Genomic DNA, 18,221 nt, shown 5'->3' with positions numbered 1-18,221 from the left:
GCCATCCGTCACGCGTGCCCGTGGGCGGCGTCCGGGTGGGTGTGCGGGGTGGGTTCCGTGGAGGCGGGCAGACGCCGCCGCCTGCGGTGCTTGAGGAGGGCCCAGGGAGCCCGCGCCCCCGTGACCTCCGTACCGGCCTCCCGGGCCGCCTGGGACGCGGCCTTCGCCACCGGGAGGATGTCCTCGCGCCGGGCGCCGTCCAGCCGGTCGGTCTCCGGCCACAGGCCCAGCACCGCGCACAGCGTGGGCAGCACCGCCATGGCCGCCGTGGCATACCCCTCGGCCGAGGGGTGGTAGTTGTCCGGGCCGAACAGCTCGCGCGGGTTCGCCGCGAACTCCGGGCCCAGCAGATCGCCCAGCGACACCGTGCGCCCGCCCTGCTCCACCGTGCCGATCGTCTGCGCCGCCGCCAGCTGCCGGCTCACCCGCCGGGCCAGCCAGCGCAGCGGCTGGTAGACCGGCTCGATCGTGCCCAGGTCCGGGCAGGTCCCGACGACCACCTCCGCCCCCGCCGTCCGCAGCCTGCGCACCGCCGTCGTCAGACAGCGCACCGACTGGGTCGCGGGCATCCGGTGGGTGACGTCGTTCGCCCCGATCATGATCACGCAGACGTCCGGGACCCGCGCCGGATCCGCGAGCAGCAGCGACACCTGCCGCTCCAGATCGTCCGAGCGGGCCCCGGGCAGGGCCACGTTCCGCAGGTCCACCGGCCGCTCGGCCACCGCCGCGAGCCCCGAGGCCAGCAGGGCGCCCGGAGTGTGCCCGGCCCGCCGCACCCCCTGGCCCGCGGCCGTCGAATCCCCGAGCATCCCGAGCCGTATGGCGTCGTTCGGCCCGGCGAACGCCACTCCGTACCGCCCGTCCGCGCTCGGCGGAACCGGAGCCGTACCCCCGCCCACCTGCCTCTTCGCGAGCTGGACCTCCGCCAGGAACACGCCCACGGCCGCCGCACCGATCAACCCGATGCTGCCACCGCCGTAGGCCGCGCCCGCCGCGATCCGCCGTGCCACCCTTGCCCTCGACACAGTCCGGTCCACCTCCTCCTCGCCGTACAGCCGTACACGTACCTACTTGCCCCGCTCGGGGCCGCGTGTACTCCTTCCCGTACGCACAGTGCGTCCCGTACGCATACTCTGGGCCGGACCATCTCGGAGATCCCGGAGTACACGGTGCAATTCCACGATTCGATGATCAGTCTTGTCGGCAACACCCCGCTGGTGAGGCTGCGCAACGTCACGGCAGGTATCCAGGCGACCGTCCTGGCCAAGGTCGAGTACTTCAACCCCGGCGGGTCCGTGAAGGACCGCATCGCGCTGCGCATGATCGAGGCGGCCGAGCAGAGCGGGGAGCTGAAGCCCGGCGGCACGATCGTCGAGCCGACCAGCGGCAACACCGGCGTCGGCCTCGCCATCGTCGCGCAGCAGAAGGGCTACAAGTGCATCTTCGTCTGCCCGGACAAGGTGTCCACGGACAAGATCAACGTGCTGCGCGCGTACGGCGCCGAGGTCGTGGTCTGCCCCACCGCCGTTGACCCCGAGCACCCGGACTCGTACTACAACGTCTCCGACCGGCTGGTCACCGAGACGCCGGGCGCCTGGAAGCCCGACCAGTACTCCAACCCGAACAACCCCCGCTCGCACTACGAGACCACCGGTCCCGAACTGTGGGAGCAGACCGAGGGGAAGATCACACACTTCGTCGCGGGCGTCGGCACCGGCGGCACCATCAGCGGCACCGGGCGCTACCTCAAGGAGATCAGCGACGGCGCGGTCCAGGTCATCGGCGCGGACCCGGAGGGCTCGGTCTACTCCGGCGGCTCCGGGCGGCCGTATCTGGTCGAGGGCGTCGGCGAGGACTTCTGGCCGAGCGCCTACGACCGCAATGTGACGGACGAGATCGTCCCGGTGTCCGACAAGGACTCCTTCCAGATGACCCGCCGCCTCGCCAAGGAGGAGGGCCTGCTCGTCGGCGGCTCCTGCGGCATGGCGGTCGTCGGCGCCCTGGAGGTCGCCAAGCGGCTCGGCCCCGACGATGTCGTCGTGGTGCTGCTCCCCGACAGCGGGCGCGGCTACCTCAGCAAGATCTTCAACGACGAGTGGATGGCCGACTACGGCTTCCTGGAGGACTCCGGCACCTCCGCCAACGTCGGCGCGGTCCTGGACTTCAAGGAGGGCCCGATGCCCTCGCTCGTCCATATGCACCCGGAGGAGACGGTCGGCGAGGCCATCGACGTGCTGCGCGAGTACGGCGTCTCGCAGATGCCGATCGTGAAGCCGGGCGCCGGCCACCCGGACGTGATGGCCGCCGAGGTCATCGGCTCCGTCGTGGAACGGCAGCTGCTGGACGCGCTGTTCACCCAGCGCGCCTCGCTGACCGACCCGCTGGAGAAGCACATGTCGGCCCCGCTGCCGCAGGTCGGCTCCGGCGAACCGGTCGAGGACCTGATGGCCGTGCTCAGCGGCGCGGAGGGCGCCGACGCGGCGATCGTGCTCGTCGAGGGCAAGCCGAAGGGCGTCGTGAGCAGGCAGGACCTGCTGGCGTTCCTCGCCAAGGACGCGGGCACGGCGAAGGCCTGACGGGCCGTTCCCGCCGCCCGGCCGGACCGGGCGACGGGGCTGCGGGACAGCCGGGCGACGCGCCTGGGGCAGGCCGGGCACAGGTCGGCGTGGGGCCTCGGGACAGCCGGGCGGCGCGCCTCGGGCAGGCCGGCCGCGGGGCTTCGCGAAAACGGTACGAGCGCGTCACGTCCGCGCAGCACCCGCTTAACACGGCTCCGGCACATTGGTGGGTGTCGGCAGGGGAAACCCGCCGGCACCCAGAACGGCGACACCGGACTACGGAGCGGCTCCCGGACCTCCACCGTCGCCCGGACGCGGGCATCCGGCCCTGACCCGGACCGCGTCCCTCGCGGGGACCGCCGTCGTCCCGCCCCCCGGGCAACCGGGGGTGCGGCGGTCCCCGCGACATAACCTTCGGGCTCGCCCCTTCTCCATCCCCCCGCCGGGCTCAGTCCTTCCAGTCGGACGACGTCCGTTCGTCCCGGCGGCGGAACAGCCCCCCGCCCCGCGCCGCCTGGAACGCGTTGACGCCGACGATGCCGAGCCAGGCCACCACCAGCCCCTCGATCCCGGCGTTCACGACGCCGATCGCGGACAGCGGGACGGCCAGGATCAGCGAGACGATCCCCAGCGCATGCCGCTCCCCGAAGCTCTCCGGCTCCGCCGGGCGCGGCCCCCGGGCGGTGCTCGTCTGCTGCTCGGCGAGCTGGCGGCGGACCCGGCGGTCGAGCGTGGAGTCGAGGCGCTGCTCGACCTTCTCCAGGAACGATTCGATGAGCACGGCCTCGTACTCCGCGCCCAGCTCGCCGCGGGCCTGGAGGGTGGCGGCGAGCTCCTTCTTGAGCTCGTGGTCACGGGCTTCCATACGAATGACGTTACGGAGTCCGGGCCCCCATGACAGTAGGGCTAGCCCCCGAATCCCGTGGGGCTAACCCCCGCACAGGGCTCCTGCATATGGACATACAGCGACCTTCCTGGCTGAATAGAATGGTCGGCGCCGGTCGGGCGCGACGGATCCAGCAAGGGGACACCATGAGCGGGAGCAGCCCCACCGCACGGTTGCAGCGGCTCTTCGAGGGCCACCGGCTCACGCCCACCCAGCGGCGCATCGCGCACTGCATGGTCCGCCGGGCCGCCGACGCGCCGTTCCTCTCCAGCGTCGAGCTGGCCGAGCTGGCCGGGGTCAGCCAGCCCTCCGTCACCCGCTTCGCCGTCGCCCTCGGCTTCGACGGCTATCCGGCGCTGCGCAGGCATCTGCGCGAGGTCGCGCCCGCCGAGCCGGAGCAGGAGGAGGCGGGGGAGCGGTACAACGAGTACCAGCAGGCCGTCCGCGCCGAGATCGAGAACCTTCAGCACCTCTGTGACGTGCTCGCCGACCCCGCGCCCGTCGAGCGGGCCGGCCGACTGCTCGCCGGCTCCCGGCCCCTGCCGGTGCTCGGGCTGCGGGCCGCCTCCTCGCAGGCGCGCGGCTTCGGCTATTTCGCCGCCAAGGTGCACCCCGACGTCCGGGTGCTCGACGAGGGCGGCAGCATGCTGGCCGACCGGATCGACTCCGCCCGCCGGGCCGGGGCCACCGCCCTGATGTGCTTCGCGCTGCCGCGCCACCCCAAGGAGAGCGTGGACGCGCTGGCGTACGCCCAGGACCAGGGGCTGACCGTCGTGACGGTCGCCGACTCCGCGTTCGCGCCCGTCGCCAAGCACAGCGATCTGCTGCTCCCGGCGGCGATCGGCTCCGGGCTCTCCTTCGACACCGTCTGCGCGCCGATGCTGCTCGGCCGGGTGCTGCTGGAGGCCATGTGCGACGGACTTCCCGACGCCCAGGCGCGGCTGGAGGAGTTCGACGTACGGGCGGCGGCGCGCGGCCTGTTCGTGGAGTGAGGGCCCCGGGCCCCGCGCCGCCCCGGACGTGTCAGACCTCCAGCTCCGACTCGATCTTCTTCAGCTGGTGGCGGGCCATGGCCAGGTTGGCCCGGCTGGCGTCCAGCACCAGGTAGAGGAACAGGCCGTTGCCGCCACGGGTCTTGAGCAGCCGGATCAGGTGGTACTGGGTGCCCAGGGTGATGAGGATGTCCTCGATCTCCTCCTTGAGCCCCAGGTGCTCCATGGTGCGGAGCTTGGCGCGGATGACGTCGGTGTTGCCCGCGGCGGCGACCTCCAGGTTGAAGTCCTTCCCGCCGCCGAGCGTGCCGAGAGCCATCCCGCTCGTGTAGTCGACGAGGGCGACACCCGTGGTGCCCTCGATCGAGCTCATCGCTTCCTTCAGAGACGCTTCGGTGTTCGCCATGGTGGCTCGTTTCCTTTCCCTGGCCGGTCGCGGTGACCGGGTCCGTTTCTGTGCCGGCCGCTGGGCCGGCTTCCTTGCGGGCTGGTGCTCGGGCTTCTGCGTGATGGCTGAGTCCCGGTGGGTGTGGCGGTACGGGTGGGGGGAATCGGGCGACCGCTGCGCGAAGGTGCGTTACGTGGGGCGTTGCGGCAGGGCGCGGTCGGGTGCGGTGGCCGGGCGCGGCGGCGCGGCCCGGGTGGCCGCGGCGGCGGGGCGCTCGACGCGCTCCAGTGCGGTGTCGACGAGTTCGCCGATCCGGGCGCCCGCGCGGCGGCCCTCCAGATGGAGCCGGCCGACGTTGATGCGGTCCTCGGCCAGCAGGGTGAGGACGGCGGATGAGCCCGCGGCGTAGGTGGCGATGTAGCCGCTGCCGCCGCGGACCAGCAGTTCCCGGAAGCCGCCCCGGCCGGTGGCGTCGGTCATGCGGATGGAGACGCCGAGGGCCGCGGCGGTGAGGGCGGCGACGCCCTCCGCCTCGACGCCCGGGGTGTCGTGGGCCAGGACGAGCCCGTCGGTGGAGGCGGCCAGCGCCCCGGAGAGCAGGGGGACCCGGGCGCGTAACCGCTGGAGCTCGTCGAGGACATCACGCACTTCGGCCTCGGGCACCATCAGCTGTCTCCTCCCGGCACGCTGTCTGAGCGCGCGTATCACAGGGCCTCCAATGCGTCTCGGAGTCGGCGCAGCAGGGCGATATCGGGGTCGGCGGTCACCTCGGGGAGCGTGATCCGGCCGGGCGTCTCGGCGGCCGGCAGGGGCTGGGCGCGGACCGCCTCCACCAGGCCGGCCGCCGCGAGGCGCCGCAGGTCGACCAGGATGTGGAACGCGGAGCGGCCCAGCGCCTGCGCGATGTCCGAGGCCGTACGGACCCCGTCGACCAGGTCCAGGAGCCGGCGCTGCCGGGCCGGGACCAGGGCGTCGGTGCGGTGCGCGGTCCGCAGGAGCGGGGCGCTGTCGCAGGCGGGGTCGGGCCAGATCCGGTCCAGGAACTCCCGTCTGCGCAGTGTCTCGCGCTCCACGGCGGCCACCGGCACGGGCCGCACCGGACCGATCCAGTGCGCCACCCCGTAACGGAAGCGGGCGGGCGTCCCGGTCGGGGCGAGCGCGAAGAACGCGGCGTCGTACAGCGCGCCCAGATGGCACAACTCCAGCGCCCCGCCCGGCACATGGCCGCTGTCCACGAGATAGCGGCCGACCCGGTGGCCCGCCCCGGCCTGCGCCACCGCGTCCCACCAGCCCTCGTGCCGCAGGGTCCCGCCGGTGGTGAGCAGGACGTCGATGCCGGGGGTGGCGGGGCTCTCGGCGTGCACCACCTGGCCGTCGGCGAGATAGAGCGTGCCGCGGTCGCGCATCAGGGCGCCGGTGGCGCGCTCGGCGGCCAGGCGCTGGAGCATCGGGGAGAGGACCGGGAGCCGGTCCGTCCCGGGGACGTCGGGGGCGGCTATCGCGCTCATGCCAGCACCAGCCGCTCGGCCAGTTCGCCCAGCCGCCTCCGGGCGAGCGCGAGATTGCCCGCCGAGCGGTCCAGCCACAGATGCAGGAAGACGCTGCTGTCGAATGCCGTCTCCACGAATCGGAGCATGTGGTATCCGTCGTGGGTGGTGACGATGACGTCCTCGACGGGGGTGCTCGGTGACTCCGCGGTCCGTTCGCCTTCCGCGCCGAGGTGGGCGAAGGCGGGCTGTTCCGCGGTCATCCGGGCGACCTCCGCCGTCTCGGCGGCGGTCGCCTCGTGGTCGCCGTTGGGGGAGTCCCCGATGGTGCCGAGGGCGAGACCGCTCGTCCAGTCGACCACCGAGGCGCCCCGGGCACCGGGCAGCCTCATGACTTCGAGCAGGCACTCGTCGATTCCGGGCACGCGGATTTCCCCTCCCGACGTGGCGTACGGCTGTAACGCAGAGGCTACGCAACGTGCTCACGGCTGGTGGAGGTTCTGGCATTTTCCTTTGGTACATGCCCTCCGGGGTGTAAAGGAGCGGCTGAAATGCGGTGGCCGGGGGGTGTGGTGACGTCCGGTCAGGAGGCGTCGGCGCCGGACCTCTCGCGGGCGGTCATCACCGCCTTGTTGAGCACCCAGAGCCCGATCCCGATGAGCAGCAGGATTCCGGCGCGTATGTACACGTCGGAGCCCCGGTCGGCCAGGGGGCTCGCCAGGACGAGCGAGGTGAGCGCACCGAGCACCGGAAGCGCCGTGGGCGTACGGAAGTGGCGGTGGCCCACCGGGCCCCTGCGCAGCACCAGTACGGCGATGTTGACCACGGCGAAGACGCAGAGCAGCAGGAACGAGGTGGTGTCGCCGAGCCCCTCGATCTCGCCGGTGGAGACCAGGCCGATCGCCAGGGCGGAGACGAAGACGATCCCGACCCAGGGGGTGCGCCGGCCGGACAGCACCTTGCCCATCGTGGGCGGCAGGATGCGTTCGTTGGCCATGCCGTAGCAGAGCCGCGAGGCCATCATGAGGTTGATCAGGGCCGAGTTGGTGACGGCGAACAGGGCGATCAGCGCGAAGAGTTTCGGCGGGAAATCGACGCCCCCGGCCTTCACCACCTCCAGCAGCGGGCCGCTGGACCCCGACAGGGTCCGGGAGTCGACCAGGAGCGAGGAGATCAGGGCGACCAGGACGTAGATGGTGCCGGTGACGCCCACGCCGATGAAGATGGCGCGGGGGAAGTTGCGGGCCGGGTTCTTCGTCTCCTCGGCCATGTTGACCGAGTCCTCGAAGCCCACGAACGCGAAGAAGCCGAGCGCGGTGGCGCCGAGGACGCCGGTGAGCAGGGCGTATCCGGTGCCGCCGGTCTCGATCTGGGTCAGCCGGGAGGGTTCGCCCTCGCCGCTGAGCACGGCGTACGCGCCGATCGCGATGATCACCGCGAGCCCGCTGACCTCGACCAGGGTCAGGACGACGTTCGCCTTGACCGACTCGGAGACCCCGCGCAGGTTGATCGCGGCGAGGGCCAGGATGAACAGGATCGCGATCAGGGTGGGCGGCACCGCGTCGGTGAACTCGCCCAGGTAGTCGCCGCTGAACGCCCGGGCCGCGGCGCTCGCCGAGGAGAGGCCCGAACACATGACCATGAAGGCGATGACGAAGGTCAGGAAGGGGACCTTGAACGCCTTCTGGGTGTAGAGCGCGGCCCCGGCCGCCTTCGGGTACTTGCCGACCAGTTCCACGTACGAGGCCGCCGTCAGCAGCGCGACGACGAAGCCGATCGCGAACGGCAGCCACAGCGCGCCGCCGATCTTGCCCGCCACGTCTCCGGTGGTGGCGTAGATGCCGGTGCCGAGGATGTCGCCGATGACGAAGAGGATCAGCAGCTTGGGGCCGAGGGCGCGCTTGAGCGGCGGCGATCCGCCGTCCTTCTCGGGCGGCTGCGCACTTGGGGGTGGGTCGGGAGTGCTCATCGATGCCTCCGGGACGGCCGCTGGGACGGGTAGGAAACACGCCTTCCCGGCCGCGACGCGAACCCCACCTGTTGACTACGACTATTCAGAGCATCAGGATGTGAATAGATTTCCACCGTCGCGAGGAGGCACCGCCATGTCAGGACCCCGCCCCGTACGGGCACCGCGCGGCAGCGCGCTGACCGCCCTGGGATGGCAGCAGGAAGCCGCCCTGCGCATGCTCCAGAACAACCTGGACCCCGAGGTCGCCGAGCACCCGGACAAGCTCGTCGTCTACGGCGGCACGGGCAAGGCGGCCCGCGACTGGCGCTCGTTCGACGCGATGGTCCGCACGCTCCAGACGCTCAAGCAGGACGAGACGATGCTCGTCCAGTCCGGGCGGCCGGTCGGCGTCATGCAGACCCACGAGTGGGCGCCGCGCGTCCTCATCGCCAACTCCAACCTGGTCGGCGACTGGGCCAACTGGGAGGAGTTCCGCCGCCTGGAACAGCTGGGCCTGACCATGTACGGCCAAATGACCGCCGGGTCCTGGATCTACATCGGCACTCAGGGCATCCTCCAGGGCACCTACGAGACCTTCGCCGCCGTCGCCGCGAAGAAGTTCGGCGGAACGCTGGCCGGGACGATCACCCTGACCGCCGGGCTCGGCGGCATGGGCGGCGCCCAGCCGCTGGCCGTCACCATGAACGACGGCGTGGCGATCTGTATCGACGTGGACCCGCGCGCCATCGAGCGCCGCATCGAGCACCGCTACCTGGACGTGAAGGCCGACAGCCTGGAGCACGCGCTCCAGCTCGCCACCGAGGCCCGCGACGCTCGCCGCCCCCTCTCCATCGGCCTCCTCGGCAACGCGGCCGAGCTGCTGCCCCGGATGCTCGCCGAGGGCGCGCCGATCGACATCGTCACCGACCAGACCAGCGCCCACGACCCGCTGGCCTACCTGCCGCTCGGCGTCGACTTCGACGACATGGCCACCCTCGCCGCCGAGAAGCCCGCCGACTTCACCCAGCGCGCCCGCGAGTCGATGGCCCGCCATGTGGAGGCCATGGTCGGCTTCATGGACGCCGGTGCCGAGGTCTTCGACTACGGCAACTCCATCCGCGGCGAGGCCCAGCTCGCCGGGTACGACCGCGCCTTCGACTTCCCCGGCTTCGTCCCCGCCTACATCCGCCCCCTCTTCTGCGAGGGCAAGGGCCCCTTCCGCTGGGCGGCCCTCTCCGGCGAGGCCTCCGACATCCACAAGACGGACAGGGCGATCCTGGACCTCTTCCCGGAGAACGAGTCGCTGCACCGCTGGATCAAGATGGCCGGCGAGCGCGTCCACTTCCAGGGGCTGCCCGCCCGGATCTGCTGGCTCGGCTACGGCGAGCGCGACAAGGCCGGCGAGCGCTTCAACGACATGGTCGCCGGCGGCGAACTGGCCGCCCCACTGGCCATCGGCCGCGACCACCTCGACTGCGGCTCGGTCGCCTCCCCGTACCGCGAGACCGAGGCCATGCTCGACGGCTCCGATGCCATCGCCGACTGGCCGCTCCTCAACGCCATGGTCAACGTCGCCTCCGGCGCCTCCTGGGTCTCCCTCCACCACGGCGGCGGCGTCGGTATGGGCCGCTCCATCCACGCGGGCCAGGTCTCCGTCGCGGACGGCACGAAGCTGGCGGGCGAGAAGATCCGCCGCGTCCTGACGAACGACCCCGGCATGGGCGTCATCCGCCACGTCGACGCGGGCTACGACATCGCGGAGTCCGTCGCCGCGGACAAGGGTGTACGGGTCCCGATGACGGAGGGCAACTGATGCCCACGGGCACCTCGGGGCAGGGTCCGGCCGGTGCGGCCGGGCCCACCCCTCCCGCCCCGGGACGGCAGCCGTGGCGTGCCGGGGACTCCTTCCTCTCGATGTGGCGGGAGCTGGCTCCCGTCGGGCGCCACCCCGACAGCGGCGGCTACCGGCGCTACGCCTGGTCGGCGGCCGACCTCGACTGCCGGGCCTGGTTCCGTACGCAGGCCGAGGCGCGCGGGCTCGCGTACGAGACCGACCGCAACGGCAACCAGTGGGCCTGGCTCGGCGACCCCCTGGCCGGGGACGCCGTCGTCACCGGCTCCCATCTGGACTCCGTCCCGGACGGCGGGGCCTTCGACGGCCCGCTCGGCGTGGTGTCCTCCTTCGCCGCTCTGGACGAACTCCACCGCAGGGGAGTGGAGTTCACCCGGCCGCTGGCCGTCACCAACTTCGGTGACGAGGAGGGCGCCCGCTTCGGCCTGGCCTGCGTCGGGTCCCGGCTCGCCGCCGGACAGCTCACCGTCGCCGACGCCCACCGCCTGCGGGACGCGGACGGGACCACCCTGCCCGCCGTCATGGAGGCGGCCGGGTACGACCCCGGGACCATCGGTCCCGACCCGGAACGCCTCGCCCGGATCGGCGCGTTCGTCGAACTCCACGTGGAGCAGGGCCGCGCCCTCGACCTGACCGGCGACCCCGTCGGCATCGCCTCCGCCATCTGGCCGCACGGCCGCTGGCGGTTCGACTTCCGGGGCGAGGCCAACCACGCGGGCACCACCCGGCTCGTCGACCGCCGCGACCCGATGCTCACGTACGCCGAGACCGTGCTCGCCGCCCGCCGCGAGGCCGAACTGACCGGCGCGCTCGCCACGTTCGGCAAGATCGCGGTCGAGCCCAACGGGGTCAACGCCATCCCCTCCCTCGTGCGCGGCTGGCTCGACTCCCGCGCCGCCGACCAGGCCACTCTGGACGCCGTCGTCACCGGCGTCGAGCGCGCCGCCCGGGAGTACGCCGAGCGGGCCGGGATCGATCTCGACGTCGTACGCGAATCGTTCACGCCCGTCGTCGAGTTCGAGCACGCCCTCCGCGACGAGCTGGCCAAGATCCTGGAGGGCAGCGGCGACACGGGGCGGCCCGTGCCCGTCCTCGGCACCGGCGCGGGCCACGACGCGGGTATTTTGTCCGCCTCGGTGCCCACCGCCATGCTCTTCGTACGGAACCCCACCGGCATCTCGCACTCACCCGCCGAGCACGCCGCCGAGGACGACTGCACGGCCGGGGTCGAGGCACTCGCCGACGTACTGGAAGGTCTCGCGTGCAGCTGACACAACGGACGGCGGGCGCCCCCGTCACCGCGACCTACTGGATGGACCACGCCTGGCTCGGCACGCACGTCGAGCCGGGCGTCACCCTGGACGTCGCGGACGGCCGCATCGCCGGGATCAGGACCGGGGTCGAGACACCCCCGCCCGGCGCGACCGCGCTGCGCGGCCTGACCCTCCCCGGCCTCGCCAACACCCACTCCCACGCCTTCCACCGGGCCCTGCGCGCCACCGTCCAGGTGGGCACCGGGACCTTCTGGACCTGGCGCGAGCTGATGTACCGCACGGCGGCGAAGCTCACCCCGGACACCTACTTCGACCTGGCCCGCGCCACGTACGCCGAGATGGCCCTGGCCGGCATCACCTCCGTCGGCGAATTCCACTATCTGCACCACGCCCCCGGCGGCACCCCCTACGCCAACCCGAACGCCATGGGCGAGGCGCTCATCGCGGCCGCCGCCGAGGCGGGGATCCGGATCACCCTGCTGGACACCGCCTATCTCGCCGCCGGATTCGGCGAGCGGCCCAACCGGCACCAGCTGCGCTTCTCCGACACCACCGCCGAGGCCTGGGCGGAGCGCGCCGCCCTCCTCAAGGGCGACGACCACACGCTGATCGGCGCGGCGATCCACTCCGTCCGGGCGGTCCCGGCGGACCAGCTGGACACCGTGGCGCGGTGGGCCGAGGAGCGGGAGGCCCCGCTGCACGTCCACCTCTCCGAGCAGACGGCGGAGAACGACGCCTGCCGGGCCGCCCACGGCCGCACCCCCACCCGGCTGCTGGCCGACCACGGAGTCCTCGGCCCGCGCACCACCGGCATCCACAACACGCACCTCACCGAGGCGGACATCGAACTGCTGGGCTCCTCGGCGACGGGCACCTGCATGTGCCCCACCACCGAACGCGACCTGGCCGACGGCATCGGCCCCGCCGCCGCCCTCCAGAAGGCGGGCTCGCCGCTCTCGCTGGGCAGCGACAGCCACGCCGTGATCGACCTCTTCGAGGAGGCGCGGGCGATGGAGCTCAACGAGCGGCTGCGCACCCACATCCGGGGCCACTGGACGGCCGCCGCCCTGCTGAGGGCCGCCTCCGCCGACGGGCACGCCGCACTGGGCCGCCCCGACGCGGGCGTGCTGGAGCCGGGCGCCCCTGCCGATCTGACCACCGTCGCCCTGGACTCCGTCAGAACAGCGGGACCGGTGCCCCGACTGGCAGCGGAGACCGCCGTATTCGCCGCCTCCGCCGCTGATGTGCGGCACACGGTCGTGGCGGGGCGGCACATCGTCCGGGACGGCCGTCACACACAGATCGAGGACGTACCCCGGGCGCTCGCGACAGCCATCGCCGCCCTGCACGGCTGAGAGCCGCACGCGACCGCCCCGGGCGACCGAGCGCAGGAAGCACCCGGCCCGCACCACCGCCCCCGGAACCTTCGGAACGCAAGGAGAACACTCTCCAGATGACGACCACCGCCGTCACCCACATCGCCAGCCTGGTCACCAATGACCCCTCCCTCGGCAACGGGACCCCCCTGGGCCTGATCCAGGACGCGGCCGTCGTCATCGAGGGCGACCGCATCGTCTGGACCGGTGAATCCAGCAAAGCACCCGCCACTGACAACGTCCTCGACGCGGCCGGCCGCGCCGCGATCCCGGGCTTCGTCGACTCCCACTCCCACCTGGTGTTCGCGGGCGACCGCACCCAGGAGTTCAACGCCCGCATGTCCGGGCAGCCCTACCGCGCGGGCGGCATCCGCACCACCGTCGCCGCCACCCGGGCCGCCTCCGACGAGGAGCTGTCGGCCAACGTGGCCCGCTACCTCGCCGAGGCCCTGCGCCAGGGCACCACCACCTTCGAGACCAAGTCCGGCTACGGCCTCACCGTCGAGGACGAGGCCCGCGCCCTGCGCATCGCGGGCCGCCACACCGACGAGGTCACCTACCTCGGCGCCCACATCGTGTCCCCCGACTACGCCGACGACCCCGCCGGATACGTCGACCTGGTCACCGGCCCGATGCTGGAGGCCTGCGCCCCGCACGCCCGCTGGATCGACGTGTTCTGCGAGCAGGGCGCCTTCGACGGCGACCAGGCCCGCGCCATCCTCACGGCGGGCCGCGCCAAGGGGCTGCACCCGCGCATCCACGCCAACCAGCTGAGCTACGGCCCCGGCGTCCAGCTCGCCGTCGAGCTCGACGCGGCGTCGGCCGACCACTGCACCCACCTCACCGACGCGGACGTCGACGCGCTCGGCCAGGGCAACACCGTGGCCACCCTCCTCCCCGGCGCCGAGTTCTCCACCCGCGCCACCTGGCCCGACGCCCGCCGCCTCCTCGACGCCGGGGCCACCGTCGCGCTCTCCACGGACTGCAACCCCGGCTCGTCGTTCACCTCGTCCGTGCCGTTCTGCATCGCACTGGCCGTACGCGACATGGGGATGACCCCGGACGAGGCGATCTGGTCCGCCACCGCGGGCGGAGCCGCGGCCCTGCGCCGCACCGACATCGGCCGCATCACCCCCGGCGCCCGAGCCGACCTGGTCCTCCTCGACGCCCCCAGCCACGTCCACCTCGCCTACCGCCCGGGCGTCCCGCTGGTCAGCGCGGTGTGGCGGGGCGGGGAGCGGGTGGTGTGACGGACGGTCCGGGGGGCCGCCGCCGGGGCCCAGTCGCGCTCCGGCCACGTGTACTCGTAGAAGCCGTCGGGAAGCTTCCCGCAGCCCGCGTAGACGCTGACGGCGTACGTTCCGGTCTCCCGGTACCAGCGCGCGTCCACATGCTCCACGTGCTCGCCGTCGTCCCCGGCGTCCGGGTTCCGGAAGCGGAAGCCGGGCCGGTCCACGCCGCTGCCGACGAAGGTCCAGCCCTCGCGTTCCAGCCGCGCCCGCATCCGGTGCAGGCCGGACCGGGCCGGGCCGGTCCACGCCGCTGCCGACGAAGGTCCAGCCCTCGCGTTCCAGCCGCGCCCGCATCCGGTGCAGGCCGGACCGGGCGACGTCCTCCGGGACCGCAGTCACCTGCCAGTCCAAGTTGAAGCTCCTGACGTCCGAGCGGCCCCGGTCGATGTGGGCCAGGCTCCGCAGGCCTCGGTAGTAGCACGTTCCCGTCTCCACCCGGCCGAGCTCCACCTCGGGCCGGCCGGGCAGCGCGGCCTCGTCGTAGGCGCGCTGGGCCTGGTCCTTGAGCTGGGCGGCGATGCGGTCGGGGTCGGACTTCGGATACGGCGTCCCGTTCCACAGCCAGGCGAGTGCGGCGACCGTTGCCACCGCGACGACCACCGCGCGGAGGACGCGGGCGGCGCGGGACCGGGGGAGGGGTGGACGGCGCAGGAGGTGCCGGCGGGGTGCCGTGCGATACCAGGGGTGGGGCCGGGGCGCGTTCATGATCGAAACGCTAGGAGCCCGCGGACACCGACCGCCTCCGGTGGCGTACTCATCGCGGATGAGTAGCCGACCCCCGGGCCCGGCTCCGTACCGCCCCACACGCGGAAGGACCCGCTCCCGATGTCCGGGGCGGGTCCTTCCGCGGTGCTCCTCGGCCACCGGGCCCCGTGGCGGGGCGGTGGGCCGGGTGGGGGATCACTCCTCCAGGGTCAGACCCTTGCGGAGCTTGGTCAGCGTGCGGGAGAGCAGGCGGGAGACGTGCATCTGCGAGATGTTCAGCTCCTCGCCGATCTCCGACTGCGTCATGTTGCTGACGAAGCGGAGCGAGAGGATCATCCGGTCCCGGGCGGGCAGCGCGGCGATCAGCGGCTTCAGGGACTCGACGTACTCGATGCCTTCGAGCCCGTGGTCCTCGTAGCCGATGCGGTCCGCGAGGGCGCCCTCGCCGTCGTCCTCCTCGGGCTTGGCGTCGAGCGAGCTCGCGGTGTACGCGTTGCTCGCGGACATGCCCTCGACGACCTCGTCCGGGGTGATCCCGAGCCGCTCGGACAGCTCCGCCACGGTGGGCGCGCGGTCCAGCTGCTGGGAGAGCTCGTCGCCGGCCTTCGCCAGGTCGAGCCGCAGCTCCTGGAGCCGGCGCGGCACGCGCACGGACCAGCTGGTGTCCCGGAAGAAGCGCTTGATCTCGCCGACGATCGTCGGCATCGCGAAGGTCGGGAACTCCACCCCGCGGCTCAGCTCGAACCGGTCGATCGCCTTGATCAGGCCGATGGTGCCGACCTGGACGATGTCCTCCATCGGCTCGCTGCGGGAGCGGAACCGGGAGGCGGCGAACTTGACGAGCGCGAGGTTCAGCTCGACGAGGGTGTTGCGGACGTAGCTGTACTCGTGGGTGCCCTCTTCGAGGGACTCCAGCCGCTCGAAGAGCGTCTTCGACAGGGCCCTGGCGTCCAGAGCGCCCACTTCGGCGTACGGCGGGATCTCGGGAAGCCCTTCGAGCCCTTCGAGGCCCTCGTCGGAAGCGCCGGAGAAGTCTGAGGTGGTGCTGGTGGTGCTGGGGTTACCGGCGGTGCCGGTGCGCGGGCCGGGGACGGCGCTCGCGGCGGGGGAGTCGGAATTGGTCGGTCCCTGAGGACATGCCGACGACGCGTTCTGGGTACGCGCTACGTCGAGCCGGGGTGACATGGTTCTCCTCCATCGTTCTCGGCATATGGCTGCCGATGCCCATACGTGTTCCTGCGGTGAAGCGGCGCCTCCGAAGCCGGTCGCATTTCTGGTGTCCCTCTACCCATACCCGGTCTTGACCAGCAGTGACAAGCGCCAATTGCCGCCATATGTCCGGTTTGTTGAGGTCTCCGACTACCGTGTGGCGTGCGGAACGCGTACTGTTTTACGCACGTCGGCGGCAGCTACGCATACAGCCGCACAGGCAGTGACGCGCACAGTGACGAACGGCGAAGAGGGACAGGCATGGACCGCGGGACGGTCGGCAGTGCGAACCGGGGTCGGCTTCAGGTCGAGGCCCGGACCGAGGGGCGCAGCGAGGTGGTGACCCCGGTGGGTGAGCTCGATCACCACACCGCGGATCTGCTGCGCGAGCCTCTGGAGAGTGCGGTCGAGCAGGGGCGCTCGCGCCTGGTGGTCGACTGCTCCCGCCTGGATTTCTGCGATTCCACCGGGCTGAACGTGCTGCTCGGCGCCCGCCTCAAGGCGGAGGCGGCCGGCGGCGGCGTCCATCTGGCCGGAATGCTGCCCGTCGTGGCGAGGGTGTTCGAGATCACCGGCGCCGAGGCGGTCTTCACCGTCCACGCCACGCTCGACGAGGCCCTGGCCACCTGACCCGGCACGACCGTGCGGCCGCGGGCGTCCCTGATGTCGGCTGTGTCACGCGATCGTGTGCCTCAAGTGGGTGTTGTTGCGACATGGCAGGGCAGGAGACACCCCGTCGGTGCCCCGCGAGGGCTCCGGCACACTCGGTAACTGATCACTATCTGTTCAACGGCGACATGGCGACATGGCGAATCGGTGAGGTGAAGCGCTGATGAGCACCACCCGGCAGCATCCGCCGGGCGACCTCGGTCGCGAGCCGGACGAAGCGGGCGCGGCCTCGCCCGTCCCGGCCGAGCGGCAGTGGCGCACGCTCTCGCTCGCACAGGCCAGTGGCATCGTTCCGACGGCCCGGGACTTCGCCCGGCAGGCCCTGCACGACTGGGGCTGGCTCCCGGCGTCCACCGCCGACCGCAGGGCCGCCGCCGAGGACGTCCTGCTGGTCGTCTCCGAGCTGGTGACCAACGCCTGCCTGCACGCGGACGGCCCCGAGGAGCTCCGCATCGGCCGCACCCCCAAGGGGCTGCGGGTCGAGGTCGCCGACCGGGGCGCCGGCCAGCCCGCCCCCCGCACCCCGCACCGCGCCGGCCGGCCCGGGGGCCACGGCATGTTCATCGTGCAGCGCCTCTGCCTGGACTGGGGCGTGCTGCGTACGCCGGACGCCCCGGGCAAGACCGTCTGGGCGGAGCTCGCCGCCCCCGCGTAGAGGCCGCCCCCACCCGCACCGAAAAGAGCGCGCCGGATCGGCGCGCTCTTTGTCTTCCCTCCATCAGGCCCCGGGCGTACCTTGAGCGCCCAATCTGATGTGCCGTCAGCAATGTGCGTCCGTACGGGTCGTGGCGCGCGGCGGCGTCCGGCAAGAGGGGAACACGAGGTGCCGAACCGGAAACGGACAACTCTCGCGCTGGCGGCCGCGCTGGCGGGCTCGATCGTGGTGGCGGGCGCGCCTGCCGCGTACGCCGAGGTCGTGGACGTCGACTACCAGTGCGTGACGCCCATCGGACCCAAGGGCGCCGTCTCGCCCATCGACATCAAGAGCGTCAAGAGCGGCGCCGGCTACAAGCTCACCATGTCCTTCCAGAAGGGCGTCTCCTCCAGCCCGGTCGAGTTGGGGAAGGGGGCCATGAACCCGAGCGCCGTGATCGAACTGGGCGGTGCGGAGACGGGCAAGGTCCAGGTCTCCGGCCCGGCGAACGCCGAGGCGATTCCGGCCAACACCCCGATCAGGATTAGTGACTTGTCGGGGACGTACACCCCGAAGAAGAGCGGCAAGGTCACCTTCACCGCCGGGGTCCTCACCATCAAGGCCCTCGGTACGACCACCACCTGTACGCCCAAGAACAGCCCCGGCCCGTCCCTCGAACTCGACGTCCAGGGGGCGGGCGGTTCGTCGGGAGGCGGCTCCACGGGCGGTTCCACCGGAGGCTCCACGGGCGGCTCCACCGGTGGCAGTTCGGGAGGCTCCACGGGCGGCGGCGAACTGCCCCGCACCGGCCCCCTGGACTCGGCGGCGGCGCTCGGCACGCTCGGCGGCACCGTGCTGCTGACCGGAGCGGCCGGAGTGCTCTGGCTGACCCGGCGCGGACAGCGCTCCACGGGCTGATCACGGTCCGTGCGGTCCGTGCGGCGTGCG

18 protein-coding genes are annotated in these 18,221 nt (G+C 72.4%); 9 read left to right on the top strand and 9 right to left on the bottom strand.

The genetic code is table 11. The features are described 5' to 3' along the window. Window positions 1-8: 8 nt before the first annotated feature. Entirely contained in the window at window positions 9-1,010 is a 1,002-nt protein-coding gene (locus tag A3Q37_RS20500; protein WP_065486759.1) for an SGNH/GDSL hydrolase family protein, read from the bottom strand. Between the two features lie 159 nt (window positions 1,011-1,169). Between A3Q37_RS20500 and A3Q37_RS20495 the strand changes: the two genes are divergently transcribed. Then, entirely contained in the window at window positions 1,170-2,576 is a 1,407-nt protein-coding gene (locus A3Q37_RS20495) for a cystathionine beta-synthase (RefSeq protein WP_065486757.1), read from the top strand. A gap of 430 nt (window positions 2,577-3,006) precedes the next feature. Here the strand turns inward: A3Q37_RS20495 and A3Q37_RS20490 are convergent, their stop codons facing one another. Next, window positions 3,007-3,423 carry a hypothetical protein gene (locus A3Q37_RS20490; protein WP_065486753.1) on the bottom strand — a complete coding sequence of 139 codons (417 nt, stop codon included), beginning with the start codon at window positions 3,421-3,423 and terminating at the stop codon, window positions 3,007-3,009. 167 nt (window positions 3,424-3,590) lie between these two features. On the opposite strand from A3Q37_RS20490, the gene A3Q37_RS20485 reads away from it, so the two are divergent. Next, entirely contained in the window at window positions 3,591-4,436 is an 846-nt protein-coding gene (locus A3Q37_RS20485; RefSeq protein WP_065486751.1) for a MurR/RpiR family transcriptional regulator, read from the top strand. A gap of 31 nt (window positions 4,437-4,467) precedes the next feature. Here A3Q37_RS20485 and A3Q37_RS20480 read toward each other — a convergent pair whose 3' ends face one another. From A3Q37_RS20480 to A3Q37_RS20460, 5 genes are all read right to left on the bottom strand, one after another. Continuing rightward, window positions 4,468-4,842: a hypothetical protein gene (locus A3Q37_RS20480; protein ID WP_065486750.1), complete on the bottom strand. Its 375-nt coding sequence runs from the start codon at window positions 4,840-4,842 to the stop codon at window positions 4,468-4,470. A gap of 171 nt (window positions 4,843-5,013) precedes the next feature. Continuing rightward, window positions 5,014-5,490: a roadblock/LC7 domain-containing protein gene (locus tag A3Q37_RS20475; protein ID WP_065486748.1), complete on the bottom strand. Its 477-nt coding sequence runs from the start codon at window positions 5,488-5,490 to the stop codon at window positions 5,014-5,016. A 38-nt stretch (window positions 5,491-5,528) separates the two neighbouring features. Further along, entirely contained in the window at window positions 5,529-6,332 is an 804-nt protein-coding gene (locus tag A3Q37_RS20470; RefSeq protein ID WP_065486746.1) for a helix-turn-helix domain-containing protein, read from the bottom strand. Next, window positions 6,329-6,736, bottom strand: coding sequence for a hypothetical protein (locus tag A3Q37_RS20465; RefSeq protein WP_065486745.1), 408 nt, complete (start codon window positions 6,734-6,736; stop codon window positions 6,329-6,331). Before A3Q37_RS20465 ends, A3Q37_RS20470 begins: the two co-directional genes overlap by 4 nt. Window positions 6,737-6,894: 158 nt before the next feature. After that, window positions 6,895-8,280 (bottom strand): APC family permease, encoded by a 1,386-nt coding sequence (locus tag A3Q37_RS20460; RefSeq protein ID WP_065486743.1) that lies wholly within the window; start codon window positions 8,278-8,280, stop codon window positions 6,895-6,897. A gap of 136 nt (window positions 8,281-8,416) precedes the next feature. Here A3Q37_RS20460 and hutU point away from each other — a divergent pair, with 136 nt between their 5' ends. The 4 genes from hutU to hutI all read left to right on the top strand — a co-directional run bounded on the left by hutU (window position 8,417) and on the right by hutI (window position 14,014). Then, window positions 8,417-10,075, top strand: coding sequence for a urocanate hydratase (hutU, locus tag A3Q37_RS20455; protein ID WP_065486742.1), 1,659 nt, complete (start codon window positions 8,417-8,419; stop codon window positions 10,073-10,075). Further along, a complete protein-coding gene (locus tag A3Q37_RS20450) occupies window positions 10,075-11,385 on the top strand; it encodes an allantoate amidohydrolase (RefSeq protein WP_065486740.1) in 1,311 nt (436 codons plus the stop codon). The genes hutU and A3Q37_RS20450 overlap by 1 nt, the downstream gene beginning before the upstream one ends. Further along, entirely contained in the window at window positions 11,376-12,743 is a 1,368-nt protein-coding gene (locus A3Q37_RS20445) for a formimidoylglutamate deiminase (protein WP_065486739.1), read from the top strand. Before A3Q37_RS20450 ends, A3Q37_RS20445 begins: the two co-directional genes overlap by 10 nt. Window positions 12,744-12,841: 98 nt before the next feature. Continuing rightward, on the top strand, window positions 12,842-14,014 hold the full coding sequence (gene hutI, locus A3Q37_RS20440; protein WP_065486737.1) for an imidazolonepropionase: 1,173 nt from the start codon (window positions 12,842-12,844) through the stop codon (window positions 14,012-14,014). Here the strand turns inward: hutI and A3Q37_RS37890 are convergent. Then, window positions 13,954-14,268, bottom strand: a complete 315-nt coding sequence (locus A3Q37_RS37890; RefSeq protein ID WP_255311879.1) for a hypothetical protein — start codon at window positions 14,266-14,268, stop codon at window positions 13,954-13,956. The two genes, hutI and A3Q37_RS37890, sit on opposite strands and share 61 nt — an antisense overlap. A gap of 688 nt (window positions 14,269-14,956) precedes the next feature. Then, complete coding sequence (locus A3Q37_RS20430) at window positions 14,957-15,946, bottom strand: RNA polymerase sigma factor SigF (protein WP_065486735.1); 990 nt, start codon at window positions 15,944-15,946, stop codon at window positions 14,957-14,959. 285 nt (window positions 15,947-16,231) lie between these two features. On the opposite strand from A3Q37_RS20430, the gene A3Q37_RS20425 reads away from it, so the two are divergent. From A3Q37_RS20425 to A3Q37_RS20415, 3 genes are all read left to right on the top strand, one after another. Further along, window positions 16,232-16,600, top strand: coding sequence for an STAS domain-containing protein (locus A3Q37_RS20425; protein WP_065486733.1), 369 nt, complete (start codon window positions 16,232-16,234; stop codon window positions 16,598-16,600). A 202-nt stretch (window positions 16,601-16,802) separates the two neighbouring features. Continuing rightward, the gene (locus tag A3Q37_RS20420; RefSeq protein WP_065486731.1) at window positions 16,803-17,294 is read left to right on the top strand and encodes an ATP-binding protein; all 492 of its coding nucleotides are present in this window, start codon (window positions 16,803-16,805) and stop codon (window positions 17,292-17,294) included. 168 nt (window positions 17,295-17,462) lie between these two features. Continuing rightward, window positions 17,463-18,191: a peptidase gene (locus tag A3Q37_RS20415; RefSeq protein WP_065486729.1), complete on the top strand. Its 729-nt coding sequence runs from the start codon at window positions 17,463-17,465 to the stop codon at window positions 18,189-18,191. Window positions 18,192-18,221: the final 30 nt, after the last annotated feature.

The organism is Streptomyces sp. PTY087I2 (genome assembly GCF_001687325.1).
GTDB lineage: Bacteria > Actinomycetota > Actinomycetes > Streptomycetales > Streptomycetaceae > Streptomyces.
The sequence above is the reverse complement of the archived record's forward strand: the minus strand, read 5'-3'. Positions and strand labels throughout refer to the sequence as shown.